Annotated in this window: 11 protein-coding genes; 4 read left to right on the top strand and 7 right to left on the bottom strand. The window is 71.8% G+C overall.

What is annotated here, in order from left to right:
* Nucleotides 1-92: 92 nt before the first annotated feature.
* From guaB to H343_RS0110640, 3 genes are all read right to left on the bottom strand, one after another.
* Entirely contained in the window at nt 93-1,595 is a 1,503-nt protein-coding gene (guaB, locus tag H343_RS0110630; protein WP_028431113.1) for an IMP dehydrogenase, read from the bottom strand.
* 53 nt (nt 1,596-1,648) lie between these two features.
* Complete coding sequence (locus tag H343_RS0110635) at nt 1,649-2,233, bottom strand: sigma-70 family RNA polymerase sigma factor (RefSeq protein ID WP_028431114.1); 585 nt, start codon at nt 2,231-2,233, stop codon at nt 1,649-1,651.
* Between the two features lie 269 nt (nt 2,234-2,502).
* Nucleotides 2,503-3,114, bottom strand: coding sequence for a response regulator transcription factor (locus H343_RS0110640; RefSeq protein WP_003948568.1), 612 nt, complete (start codon nt 3,112-3,114; stop codon nt 2,503-2,505).
* 371 nt (nt 3,115-3,485) lie between these two features.
* On the opposite strand from H343_RS0110640, the gene H343_RS0110645 reads away from it, so the two are divergent.
* The 3 genes from H343_RS0110645 (at nt 3,486) to H343_RS0110655 (ending at nt 5,515) form a co-directional block, all read left to right on the top strand.
* A complete protein-coding gene (locus H343_RS0110645; protein ID WP_028431115.1) occupies nt 3,486-3,797 on the top strand; it encodes a WhiB family transcriptional regulator in 312 nt (103 codons plus the stop codon).
* A gap of 261 nt (nt 3,798-4,058) precedes the next feature.
* Nucleotides 4,059-4,718 carry an MOSC domain-containing protein gene (locus H343_RS0110650; protein WP_028431116.1) on the top strand — a complete coding sequence of 220 codons (660 nt, stop codon included), beginning with the start codon at nt 4,059-4,061 and terminating at the stop codon, nt 4,716-4,718.
* A gap of 23 nt (nt 4,719-4,741) precedes the next feature.
* A complete protein-coding gene (locus H343_RS0110655) occupies nt 4,742-5,515 on the top strand; it encodes an SDR family NAD(P)-dependent oxidoreductase (RefSeq protein WP_028431117.1) in 774 nt (257 codons plus the stop codon).
* A gap of 173 nt (nt 5,516-5,688) precedes the next feature.
* On the opposite strand, the gene groL is transcribed toward H343_RS0110655, so the two are convergent.
* Nucleotides 5,689-7,317, bottom strand: a complete 1,629-nt coding sequence (groL, locus tag H343_RS0110660; RefSeq protein ID WP_028431118.1) for a chaperonin GroEL — start codon at nt 7,315-7,317, stop codon at nt 5,689-5,691.
* A gap of 111 nt (nt 7,318-7,428) precedes the next feature.
* Nucleotides 7,429-7,737 carry a co-chaperone GroES gene (gene groES, locus H343_RS0110665; protein ID WP_028431119.1) on the bottom strand — a complete coding sequence of 103 codons (309 nt, stop codon included), beginning with the start codon at nt 7,735-7,737 and terminating at the stop codon, nt 7,429-7,431.
* Nucleotides 7,738-7,976: 239 nt separating this feature from the next.
* Between groES and H343_RS30075 the strand changes: the two genes are divergently transcribed.
* Nucleotides 7,977-9,248 carry a THUMP-like domain-containing protein gene (locus H343_RS30075; RefSeq protein ID WP_037903162.1) on the top strand — a complete coding sequence of 424 codons (1,272 nt, stop codon included), beginning with the start codon at nt 7,977-7,979 and terminating at the stop codon, nt 9,246-9,248.
* On the opposite strand, the gene H343_RS30080 is transcribed toward H343_RS30075, so the two are convergent.
* Both H343_RS30080 and H343_RS30085 read right to left on the bottom strand, forming a co-directional pair.
* Nucleotides 9,211-10,551 carry a hypothetical protein gene (locus H343_RS30080; protein WP_037903391.1) on the bottom strand — a complete coding sequence of 447 codons (1,341 nt, stop codon included), beginning with the start codon at nt 10,549-10,551 and terminating at the stop codon, nt 9,211-9,213. The genes H343_RS30075 and H343_RS30080 overlap by 38 nt on opposite strands.
* Nucleotides 10,552-10,627: 76 nt before the next feature.
* On the bottom strand, nt 10,628-12,787 hold the full coding sequence (locus H343_RS30085) for a hypothetical protein (protein ID WP_051264941.1): 2,160 nt from the start codon (nt 12,785-12,787) through the stop codon (nt 10,628-10,630).
* Between the last annotated feature and the right edge of the window lie 74 nt (nt 12,788-12,861).

Raw genomic sequence — 12,861 nt, forward strand, 5'->3', positions numbered from 1 at the left:
CTTCTCGCCCTGCGCTGTGTTCTGCCGTTCCAGTATCGCCGCCCCGGGGGAACGGCCCTGGCCGCGCCCCCGGAAGGGACGGCCGCACGGACTCATCGACGCGAATAGTTCGGCGCCTCGGTCGTCATCTGCACATCGTGCGGGTGGCTCTCCTTCAGGCCCGCCGAGGTGATGCGCACGAACCGGCCGCGCTCCTTCAGCTCCGGCACGGTGCGCCCGCCGACATAGAACATCGACTGCTTCAGCCCGCCGACCAGTTGGTGCACGACCGCGCCCACCGGACCACGGTAGGGGACCTGCCCCTCGACCCCTTCGGGGATGAGCTTGTCGTCACCGCTGACCTCCTCCTGGAAGTAGCGGTCCTTGGAGTACGACTTGGACTCGCCCCGCGACTGCATCGCGCCCAGCGACCCCATGCCCCGGTACGACTTGAACTGCTTGCCGTTGATGAAGAGCAGCTCGCCCGGCGACTCCTCGCAGCCGGCCAGCAGGCTGCCGAGCATGACGGTGTCGGCGCCGGCGACGAGGGCCTTGGCGATGTCTCCGCTGTACTGCAGGCCGCCGTCGCCGATGACGGGGACTCCGGCCTTCTTGGCGGCGAGCGAGGCTTCGTAGATCGCCGTCACCTGCGGCACTCCGATGCCGGCGACGACGCGCGTCGTACAGATGGAGCCCGGGCCGACGCCGACCTTGATGCCGTCCACCCCCGCGTCGATCATCGTCTGCGCACCCTCACGGGTGGCGACGTTGCCGCCGACGACATCGACGGCGGAGTTCGACTTGATCTTGGCGACCATGTCGCCGACGAGGCGCGAGTGGCCGTGCGCCGTGTCGACGACGACGAAGTCCACGCCGGCCTCGATCAGCGCCTGAGCCCGCTCGTAGGCGTCACCCGCGACACCGACCGCGGCGCCGACGACCAGCCTGCCCTCGGCGTCCTTGGCGGCCAGCGGATACTGCTCGGCCTTCACGAAGTCCTTGACGGTGATGAGCCCCTTGAGCACACCCGCGTCGTCCACCAGCGGCAGCTTCTCGATCTTGTGCCGGCGCAGCAGCTCCATCGCGTCGTTGCGCGAGATGCCCACCTTGCCGGTGACCAGCGGCATCGGCGTCATGACCTCGCGAACCTGCCGCTCACGGTCGGCCTCGAAGGCCATGTCACGGTTGGTGACGATCCCCAGCAGCTTCCCCGCGGCGTCGGCGACCGGGACACCGCTGATACGGAAGCGCCCGCACAGTACGTCGGCGTCTCCCAGCGTCGCGTCCGGACGGATCGTGATCGGGTCGGTGACCATGCCGGACTCGGAGCGCTTGACCCGGTCGACCTGTGCGGCCTGGTCCTCGATCGACAGGTTGCGGTGCAGCACGCCGACGCCGCCCTGACGGGCCATGGCGATGGCCATGCGCGCCTCGGTCACCTTGTCCATGGCCGCGGACAGCAGCGGAACGTTGACCCGGACGTTCCGGGAGACGTGCGAGCCGGCGTCGATCTCACCGGGAGCCATGTCCGACTCGCCGGGCAGAAGCAGCACGTCGTCGTATGTGAGCCCGAGCGTGGCGAACTTGGCGGGCACTCCGTCGACGTTGTCTGTCATGACACCTTTCCAATGCTTGCCCGGCGTGAACGCCCATGCTAAACGGCACGGACCTACTGCTGAGCCAGAGCCCTCAGCCTGCTCAGCGCCCTGTGCTGGGCGACGCGGACCGCGCCCGGGGACATCCCGAGCACCTCCCCGGTCTCCTCCGCGGTGAGCCCGACGGCGACGCGCAGCAGCACCAGCTCGCGCTGGTGCTCGGGCAGATTGGCCAGCAGCTTCTTGGCCCAGGCGGCGTCGCTGCTCAGCAGCGCGCGCTCCTCGGGGCCGAGTGAGTCGTCCGGCTGCTCGGGCATCTCGTCGGAGGGGACCGCCGTACTGCCGGGCCCGCGCATCGCGGCCCGTTGCAGGTCGGCGACCTTGTGCTGCGCGATGGCCACGACGAAGGCCTCGAAGGGCTTGCCGGTGTCGCGGTAGCGCGGCAGCGCGCAGAGGACGGCGATGCAGACTTCCTGTGCGAGGTCGTCCACGAAGTGCCGTGCGTCACCGGGGAGTCTGGTCAGCCGTCTGCGGCAGTACCGCAGCGCGAGGGGATGCACATGGGCGAGTAGGTCGTGCGTGGCCTGCTCGTCGCCCTCGACCGCACGCCGGACGAGTGCACTCACGACTGCGGTGTCGTCGTGCCCTTCGTCGGCCATCGGTCCATAGTGCACTTGCGTCGCACCATCCGGCGCACCGCCTCCTTGGTTGTGCACCGAAGCGTTATGAGCAGGGGCACTGGCCCTCATCTCGCGCCCTCCCCTCACGCCTGACCGATCGGTTCCCGGGGAACTCCATACACCAAGCATGCGGCACGCGCGAGATTCCTGGGCCGCAAACGCCGCCCCGCCCTCCCCTGAGACCACGCTCACGTCGCGGTGGTGCGGAACTTCCCAGGCGGGGACGGGCGGGCAGTGGCGATCGTGAACTACCGGACGAGGCCCCAGCGGAAGCCGAGTGCGACCGCGTGCGCACGGTCGGAGGCACCGAGCTTCTTGAACAGCCGGCGCGCGTGCGTCTTGACCGTGTCCTCGGAGAGGAACAGCTCACGGCCGATCTCCGCGTTGGAACGGCCGTGGCTCATGCCCTCCAGGACCTGGATCTCACGGGCGGTGAGCGTGGGCGCCGCGCCCATCTCGGCCGAGCGGAGCCGGCGCGGCGCGAGCCGCCAGGTCGGGTCCGCCAGCGCCTGTGTGACCGTGGCCCGCAGTTCGGCGCGCGAGGCGTCCTTGTGCAGATAGCCGCGGGCACCCGCGGCCACGGCCAGCGCCACTCCGTCGAGGTCCTCGGCCACCGTGAGCATGATGATGCGGGCGCCGGGGTCGGCGGACAGCAGCCGCCGTACGGTCTCCACGCCGCCCAGGCCGGGCATGCGCACATCCATCAGGATGAGATCGGACCGGTCGGCGCCCCAGCGGCGGAGGACTTCCTCGCCGTTGGCCGCCGTCGTCACGCGCTCGACACCGGGCACGGTCGCGACCGCGCGGCGGAGCGCCTCTCGGGCAAGCGGGGAATCGTCACAGACGAGGACGGATGTCATGACCGCCCTCCGCAGCTGATGCGCGTCACCTTGAGCCTCCAGGGCTGTTACGAATCGTCACCTGTGCGATTGACAGCCTCGGACATCAGTGCCCGAGCCGATTCCGCCAACCGCCTCTCCGCACACTCAACGACGGTCACCCAAAAGAGTTACGGGTTTCGGCCACCGCCATCAGCACTCTACGTGATCAAACGCACACAGATCACCCGCATCGCGCGGAGGGGTTTCCCCGTGTGGCGTCTTTTGCCTTTTGCCCTATTTAGCATGACTTCGCCCTGCTTCTTGCTTTCTTTCGGCTAGGTTCGCAATGAGTCATATTTGTCTATGAATGGATGGAGCGAGCCTCAAGTACGCCGTCGAGAGGACACGCAATGGCAGACTTCTCCCGCCTCCCGGGCCCCAACGCCGACCTGTGGGACTGGCAGCTGCTGGCAGCCTGCCGCGGAGTGGACAGCTCCCTCTTCTTCCACCCCGAGGGCGAGCGCGGCGCGGCCCGCAGCGCGCGTGAGGCGTCCGCGAAGGAGGTCTGCATGCGCTGCCCCGTGCGCTCCGAGTGCGCGGCCCACGCCCTCGCGGTGCGCGAACCGTACGGCGTCTGGGGCGGCCTGACGGAGGACGAGCGCGAGGAGCTGATGGGCCGGGCCCGCAGCAGACTCGTCGCCGTACCCGAGAACCACGGCTGACCCCGGTCCTCGCCCCGGAGCCCGCGTCCCTCCGTCCCCTCGCCGTCCGTCCCGTCCCTTCCGCCGTCCCCTCCGCGTCCCCGCCGGCGTCGCCTCCCCGTCCCCCGCGTCCCCGTCCCGGCACGCGATCCCCGGTCCCGGCCCCCGGCCGTAAGCCTCACTCCCCCTGCGTCCCCGGTCACGGCATGAACGGGCGCTCCCGCTGTGCGTCCGTCCGAAAACTTCTCGCCCGGGCCGAGTTCACCCGTTTAGCCTCACGGGATGAAGCTTCTGTCGGTCAACCTCGCCGCCCCGCACAGCGCCCCGTACACCGACGCACCGGGTCGGCTCACCGGGATCGACAAGCGCCCGGCCGACGGCCCCGTGGCGGTGGCGGCACCAGGGCCGAAGGGCTCCGCAGGCAGCGGCCTGGCCGGTGACACCATCGGCGACCTGCGCCACCACGGCGGGGACGACCAGGCCGTGTACGCCTACGCCCGCGAGGACCTGGACGGCTGGGCCGGCGAACTGGGCCGGGAGATGCCCGGCGGCACGTTCGGCGAGAACCTCACGACGCTCGGGGTGGACGTCAACGGCGCCCTCGTCGGAGAGCGCTGGCGCGTGGGCCCCGACGTGGTGCTGGAGGTGAGCTCGGCCCGCATACCCTGCCGTACGTTCGCGGGCTGGCTCGGCGAACAGGGCTGGGTCAAACGGTTCACCCGCATGGCCGCGCCCGGGGCGTATCTGCGCGTGATCGAGCCCGGTGAGGTGCGCGCCGGGGACGCCGTCAGCATCGTGCACCGCCCGGACCACGACGTGACGGTGAACCTCCTCTTCCGCGCGCTGACCGGCGAGCCCGGACTGCTGCCCCGGGTCCTGGCCGCCGGTGACGCGCTTCCTCCGGAGGAGCGGCGTAAAGCCCTCCGGCGCACGGCCCGTTGACCCCGGGCGGATAGCGTGCCCGTATGACGACTGCGTTGATCACTGGAGCGACAGCCGGAATCGGGGCCGCTTTCGCCCGACGACTCGCGAAGGACGGCCACCACGTCGTACTGGTCGCCCGCGACAAGGAACGCCTCCGGCAGCACGCCACGGACCTGCACGACCGGCACGGCGTCGAAGCGTCCGTGCTCTGCGCCGACCTGGCCACCGACGAGGGGATCGCAGCCGTCGAGGCCAGGCTGGAGGACCCCGACCACCCCGTCGACCTGCTGATCAACAACGCGGGCTTCGGCAACAAGGGCAGATTCCTGGACGTCCCCACGGCCGACGAACTCACCATGCTCAAGGTCCACTGCGAGGCGGTGCTGCGCCTGACCACGGCAGCCACGAGGGGCATGCGCACCCGCGGCAGGGGCGGCGTCGTGAACGTCGCGTCAGTGGCGGCCTTCGTCCCCCGCGGCACCTACGGGGCGAGCAAGGCGTGGGTCGTCCAGTTCACACAGGGTGTGAGCAAGGACCTCGCGGGCAGCGGACTGCGTCTGATGGCGCTGTGCCCCGGGTTCGTGCGGACGGAGTTCCACGAGCGCGCGGGCATGGACGCGGCCGGCATTCCGGGCTGGATGTGGCTGAACGCCGACAACGTGGTCGACGCGGCGATGAAGGACCTGGCCCGCGGCAAGAGCGTCTCGATTCCGGACCCGCGCTACAAGGCGCTCATGGGCGCCGCCAACCTGCTGCCCCGCGGTCTTCTCGCCCGCGCCTCCTCCACCACGGGGCGGCGGTACGGTCCGCGCTGACGGACTGACCGGACAGACGGCTGTCCGTCGTCCGTCCCGGCGGCGGGTGACCGCGGTTTCCGCTCCCCGTGCGCCCGAGCCCGAAGACACGACCGGGTACGACCGAGGCCCGGCGCCCCCGAAGAAGGGGTGCCGGGCCTCGGTGCCGTTCGCGGCGCGGACGAGGCGATGCCTCAGTGCGCGTGGCCGTGGCCGTGGCCACCGCCCGCGGACTCGTCCTCCTCGGCCGGCTTCTCCACGACCAGGGTCTCGGTCGTCAGGAGCAGCGACGCGATCGACGCGGCGTTCTCCAGCGCGGAGCGGGTGACCTTGACGGGGTCGATGACGCCCGCCTTGATCAGGTCGCCGTACTCGCCGGTGGCCGCGTTGAAGCCCTGGTGCTTGTCCAGCTCGGAGACCTTCGAGGTGATGACGTAGCCCTCGAGGCCCGCGTTCTCGGCGATCCAGCGCAGCGGCTCGACCACGGCACGCCGTACGACGGCGACACCGGTGGCCTCGTCGTCCACCTTGCCCAGCGAGCCCTCCAGCACCTTCGCGGAGTGGACGAGCGCGGAGCCGCCACCGGAGACGATGCCCTCCTCGACCGCGGCGCGCGTCGCGGAGATGGCGTCCTCCAGGCGGTGCTTCTTCTCCTTGAGCTCGACCTCCGTGGCGGCACCGACGCGGATGACGCAGACGCCGCCGGCCAGCTTGGCCAGGCGCTCCTGCAGCTTCTCGCGGTCCCAGTCGGAGTCCGTGGCCTCGATCTCGGCCTTGATCTGGCCGACCCGGGCCTGGACGTCCTCGCTCTTGCCGGCGCCGTCGACGATCGTCGTGTCGTCCTTGGTGACGGTGACGCGGCGGGCCGTGCCCAGCACGTCCAGACCGGCCTGGTCGAGCTTGAGGCCGACCTCCTCCGCGATCACGGTGCCGCCGGTCAGCGTCGCCATGTCGCCGAGCATCGCCTTGCGGCGGTCACCGAAACCGGGCGCCTTGACGGCGACGGCGTTGAAGGTGCCGCGGATCTTGTTCACCACGAGGGTGGAGAGCGCCTCGCCCTCGACGTCCTCGGCGATGATCAGCAGCGGCTTGGAGCCGCCGGCCTGCATGATCTTCTCCAGCAGCGGCAGCAGGTCCTGGATGGAGCTGATCTTGCCCTGGTGGATGAGGATGTACGGGTCGTCGAGGACGGCCTCCATACGCTCCTGGTCGCTGACCATGTACGGCGAGAGGTAGCCCTTGTCGAAGGCCATGCCCTCGGTGAAGTCCAGCTCCAGGCCGAAGGTCTGGGACTCCTCGACGGTGATGACGCCGTCCTTGCCGACCTTGTCCATCGCCTCGGCGATCAACTCGCCGACCTGCTTGTCCTGGGCGGACAGACCGGCGACGGAGGCGATGTCCTCCTTGGAGTCGATCGGACGGGCGGAGGCGATCAGGTCGTCGGAGACGGCCTTGACCGCGGCGTCGATGCCCTTCTTCAGGGCGGCCGGGGAAGCGCCCGCGGCCACGTTGCGCAGGCCCTCGCGGACCAGCGCCTGGGCGAGCACGGTGGCGGTGGTGGTGCCGTCACCCGCGATGTCGTTGGTCTTGGTCGCCACCTCCTTCACGAGCTGCGCGCCGAGGTTCTCGTACGCGTCCTCGACCTCGACCTCACGGGCGATGGTGACGCCGTCGTTGGTGATGGTCGGGGCGCCGAACTTCTTGTCGATGACGACGTTGCGGCCCTTGGGGCCGATGGTCACCTTCACGGTGTCCGCGAGGCTGTTCACGCCCCGCTCGAGGGCGCGGCGGGCGTCCTCGTCGAACTTCAGGATCTTCGCCATGGGAGCTGTTGAGTCCTCTCGAAACGAACCGCGCCCCGGTCCCCGGTGCTCACGGATGTGAGGCGGTAGGGACCGGGGCGCGGATCAGAAGTTACTTCCGGCTTCGGTGACTTACTTCTCGACGATCGCGAGAACGTCGCGAGCCGAGAGGACGAGGTACTCCTCGCCGCTGTACTTCACCTCTGTGCCGCCGTACTTGCTGTAGAGCACGATGTCGCCGACGTTCACGTCGAGCGGCAGGCGGTCGCCATTCTCGAAACGGCCCGGCCCAACTGCCAGGACAGTGCCCTCCTGGGGCTTCTCCTTGGCGGTGTCCGGAATGACCAGGCCCGAGGCCGTGGTCTCTTCAGCGTCGAGCGGCTGGACCACAATGCGGTCCTCAAGCGGCTTGATGGCAACCTTGCTGGCGGTCGTCACGATCCGACCTCCCCCTTCGGAGATCTCATCACGGGGTCTTATGTCTGGGGTGGCGACCTGGTCGATCCGTCGTCGCGGGTGCCGGATCTTCCCGTCGCTCGTATCTGGCACTCGCCAGGGGAGAGTGCCAGGGCCGACATTATGCCGCGGTTAGCACTCCGTCAACTAGAGTGCCAGTTCGTACGGGACGCGTCGCGCACCGGGGGCGTGGGAGAGCGCGCGGCGGGAGGGAGAATCGCGGGGTGGACCGTGAGGCGTTCGTCCGGCTGCTGGGCGACGAAGGACAGGCGCTGCTGGCGTCGTTGAGGGATTTCGAGCCGGACCGTGAACTGGCCGTCGCGACACGGCTGCGCCGCAGCCACCCCCCGGAGCTGGTGTCGGCGGCGCTCGCCCAGGCGCGGTTGCGCCAGCGGGCCGTGGCGAAGTTCGGCCCCGAGGACGCGGCGCGGATGTACTTCACCCCGCACGGCCTGGAGCAGTCGACGCGGGCGAGCGTCGCCGCGTACCGGGCGCGGCGGTTCGCCGGAGGAAGCGGCCGGCTGCCGGACGACGGGCAGCGGCCCGGTCCCGGAGTGCGGCGGATCGCCGATCTGTGCTGCGGCATCGGCGGCGACGCGATCGCGCTGGCACGCGCCGGGGTGCATGTACTGGCCGTGGACCGCGACCCGCTCACGTGCGAGGTGGCGCGGGCCAACGCCGCCGCGCTGGGTCTGGGCGGGCTCATCGAGGTGCGCTGTCAGGACGCCGGCGACGCCGACATCTCCGGCCACGACGCCGTTTTCATCGACCCTGCCCGGCGTGACGGCAGGGGCCGCGTCTTCGACCCCGAGGCGTACTCCCCGCCGCTGTCCTGGGCCGTGGAGGTCGCCGGGCGCGTCTCGCACGCGGCGCTGAAGGTGGCGCCCGGCATTCCGCACGAGGCCGTCCCGCAGGGCGCCGAGGCGGAGTGGATCTCGGTCGGCGGCGATGTGAAGGAGGCGGTGCTCTGGTTCGGCACGCAGGAGCCCGGCCCGGCACCGAATTCCCTCGTACGGGCTACGCTGCTGCCCGGCCCGCACTCACTCCGCTCCCGCGGGCTGCCCGACCCTCCGGCCGGTGAGGTGGGCCGCTACCTCTACGAGCCAGACGGCGCGGTCGTACGCGCTCATCTGGTGGCCGAGGTGGCGGACCGGCTCGGCGGCCGTCTCATCGACCCGACGATCGCCTATGTGACGTGCGACGAGCCGCACTCGACGCCGTACGCGACGGGCTATGAGATCACGGACGTACTGCCGTTCGGTCTGAAGCGGCTGCGGGCGCTGCTGCGCGAGCGGGGCGTCGGCGTGGCCACCATCAAGAAGCGCGGCTCCGCCGTGGAACCCTCGGAGCTGCGCAAGAAGCTCAAGCTCGCCGGGCCGAACGCCTGCACGGTCTTCCTCACCCGGGTCGCGGGCGCCCCGACGGTGCTGCTGGGCCGGCCGCTCGCACCTGCGGAGGTCAGCTCCCCAGCGAACGTGAGAAGTCGCCACGGGTGACACGTTCCGTGAGTGTCTCCTCGCCCAGCGAGCCGTAACCCGTCGCGGCCCAGAGGCTGTTGCGCGGCTCGACCTCGAAGTACGGAACGTCCCTGCCCTCCCGCCGGTCGGTGAGGACCTCGGGCCGCCGGTGCGTACGGACGGCGGCGCCGCACTCCTCGCAGGCGGCGACCCGCAGCGACTCGCGGCGGCCGAGCGGGCGCCAGCGGATACGTCCGGCGGCCCGTCCGTGCAGGGGGTGGAAGAAGCACAGGGGCAGCGGGGGGCGTTGTCCCGCGGCGAGCTTCGCCGCCCTGCGCTTCGAGAGCGGCCGGGCGGACGGCCGGGGTGGCCGCGTGGCGCCCAGGGCGTCCCGGCCCTCCGCCACCAGAGCGAGCACGCCCGCGAGATCGGGCAGTCCGCAGGCGGCGTCGAGTACGGTTCCGGCCGCCGCGTACGCGTCGAGCGCCCGCTGGAGGGCGGCCGCGCACTCCTCGCCCGCGTTGTGCTCCCCCGCCTCCAGCGCGCTCAACTCCTCACCGAAGGCGACCACTTCGTCATGGGCACGGCGGCGGAGTCCGCGCTCGTCCGCAGCGCGAGCCGCGGCGAAGACCGCGTCCGGCGAGAAGAACGGCGTCGCACGGGCGCGTCCCCGCCGCCGCAGGACGAGGAAGACGCCCCCGCCGAGCACGGCAAGCACCGCAAGCACGGCCGGAACGAGGAGCACCGGCAGCGTGCCGGCTCCCCGGCCGGGTCCCTCCTCCCGCCCGGGGCCGCCTCCGCCGGAGGCCGTGGCGGAGCTCTCGCCGAGGTCGGCGGTGGCCCGCTCGTACTGCTCGCGTCCGTCTCCGGACTCCACGATCCTGATGGCGCGGGCGACACGGGCGCCCAGGCTCTTGCCCTTCATCTCCTCCAGGAATCCGACCGCGGACGCCGCCTCCCGCGCCTGGTGCCTCCCGCGGGGCCATTCGCGTCCGTCCAGCCAGGAGCCGCCCGAGTCGCCGGTGGTGATGAAGACCGCTTCCTCGCCGTCCCCGCCGCCCAGCCGGTCGTGCACCACCTCGGTGAGCTGGCTGGAGCTGCCACCCCACGGGTCCCCCTCGACGAGCGGCACCAGCACCACGTACAGGGGCAGCCCGGTCCGCTCGATCTGCCGCACGAGGCGGCGCTGCCGCTCGGGCGGCACCGCCTGCGCGTAGGCGGGGTCGACGTGGACCGGGGACTCGCGGAGGGCGTCAGCGATCTTCTGACCGGGGCTGGGCCCGGCATGCGCGGCCGGGGCCGTGAGCGCTCCGAGTACGAGAGCGGCGGCGACGGCGCCCAGCACGAGACCGGGCACGCGGCGGGCGAAGACGCGGACGCGGGCGCGGGCGGAGGCGGAGGCGGAGGCGGAGGCGGATTCAGTGGACACCGAGATGCTCCAGGACGCTGTCGACGAGGTGGTCGGTGGTGACGCCGCCGTGGGCCGGTTCACTCATCGGGCCCGGGAGCCGGTCGTAGGGGACGGGTCCTCGCCTGCCGTCGGCGCGCAGACGCAGCAGCCCGGTACGCAGGACGGTCTCCCTCGTCTCCGGCGCGGCCAGGGCGTCGCGGCAGCCGGCACAGACGGACTGCTGGCGGGCCCTGTCCATCCCCTCGCGACGGAACTTGCTGCTTCCCGTGGCGGGTCCGTGCAGAGGGTTGAGCGAACAGAGCCGTTCGGCGGCACCGGGGGCGCCTCTCCTCCAGCTCCCGCCGGTCAGCGCGGCGCGCCCCGCCCGCAGCAGCACGACGGCCGTGGCGAGGGTCGCCGCGTCCGCGCCGGCGTCGACGCGCTGGTCGCCCTCCTGGTCGAGCAGGAGCGTCGCCGCGTCGAGGCATCGCCACGCCCGTTTGCGTGAGTCGTCGGGACAGTCGGCGGCGAGACGGCCGAACTCGGTGTTCATCTCGTCCAGTTCGCGGCGGGCGGTCCTGCGCAGCCAGCCCGTGCCGGGACGGGCCGGCGCGTCGGGCACCCCCGGTACGCGCGCGGCGGACCGGCCGGACGGACCGGGCCCTCCGGACGCACCGGAACCCCGGCCCTTCCCGCTCGGGCTCGCCGGTGCGCGCCGCCCGCGCAGGTGCCGCAGGAGCGCGTGCACGGCCGCGGTCAGCCCCAGCATGAGCGCGGCAGCGAGAGCGCCCAGCATCGCGCCGCCCCACACCGCGCCGGAGTACAGGGACGGCAGGGCCTCTTCCTCGACCGGGTCGGCGGCGGGCGGGGCGTCGAGGTAGGGGCTGCCGGGCGGGCCCTGCGGCATGTCCTCGATGTGCGCGAGGAGGGCCGTCAACTGCCCGTACAGGTCGGGGTCCTCGCGCTCCTTCTCGCTGTCGGGGCCGTAGCGCATCTCCTCCGTGTAGTCGTAGAGCCTTTCGCCGAGCCGGGCGCCGTGGTTGACGACGGCGAACCGGCGGGCGTCGGGCGCGGCCACGACGTAGACGGCGTCCTTGCCCAGGGAACGGTGCAGCGTGGCGGCGAACAGGTCGCCGTCACCGGCCGATTCGTCCTCGCTCACCATCGGTACGACGGCGATCAGGACCGGCACGTCGAGTGCCCGGACGCGCTTGCTCAACTCGGCACGCTGCGCGGCGCTGAGATCCGGCGCCGACTCCGCGTCGGCGTACACCGGATCGCCGCGCAGCCCGTCGGTGACCCTTTCGGTGCGTGCGCGCATGTCCTCGGCGGTGGGCGGGGGATCGCTGCTGGAGCGCGTCTCGCCGAAGACCCGCGGGGCTCCCAGAGCGATGACGAGCACAGAGACGGCGGCCAGCGGAACGACGTACCGGGCGCGCGCCCAGCGCCCTCCCGGCCCGTGCCTCAGCATCCGTCCGAGCAGCAGGAGCAGCAGTGGCACGCCGGTGAGGAGGAGGCCGGTGAGGAGGCTCTGGTCCTCCCGCTCGGCCGGGGAGGTGTGCAGGCCGTCGGGGCTGTCACCGCCCGCGTATCTCTCGGAGGCCGCTTCGGCCCGCCGCGCTGCTTCCCGGTCGCCCGAGACGAGCACGTCCACGAAGCGGGTGAAGGCATGCAGCGCCCCCGCGTCATAGGGCATTTCGTGCAGGGTCGCGCGCACAGCACTCCGGGCGGGGGCGTCCACGCCGAAGGTGGCGGCGGAGAGCCCGATCCCGTTGTCGGGCAGGAGGACGTAGAGCCCGTCGCGTCCCAGCCGGTCGTGGACGGCGGCGAGCAGGCCCTCGGGCTGTGCCCCCAGCGTCTCGCCCGGCAGGACGAGGACGTAGGTGGGTACGCCGGTGCGCTCGGCCTGCTCCCTGTAGTCGGGGGCGGCGGAGCGGGGGACGGAGCGCGGGATCTGGTCGGAGACGTGGACGGGGCTCTCACGAAGCTGCGCCGCCAGGTACGCCGCACGGCCGGACGGGGAGGCGGCGGGGGCGCCGTCACCAGGGGCCGCGTGAGAGCCGGGCGCAGCCATGACGGTCGCGCACAGCGCCAGGAACAGCAGCAGCAGCGCGGTACGCGCGCGGGTACGGGACCGGGGCCGTACCCGCCCCCGTCTGCCCGTGGACTCCCCTGCGGTGCCGCTCACCCCGTGCCCCCCGATGTGCTGTTCTCCCCGCGTCTCCCGTGCCCGCTGGAACCGGACGGTATCCGGCAGGCGGC

The organism is Streptomyces sp. TAA204 (assembly GCF_000424965.1).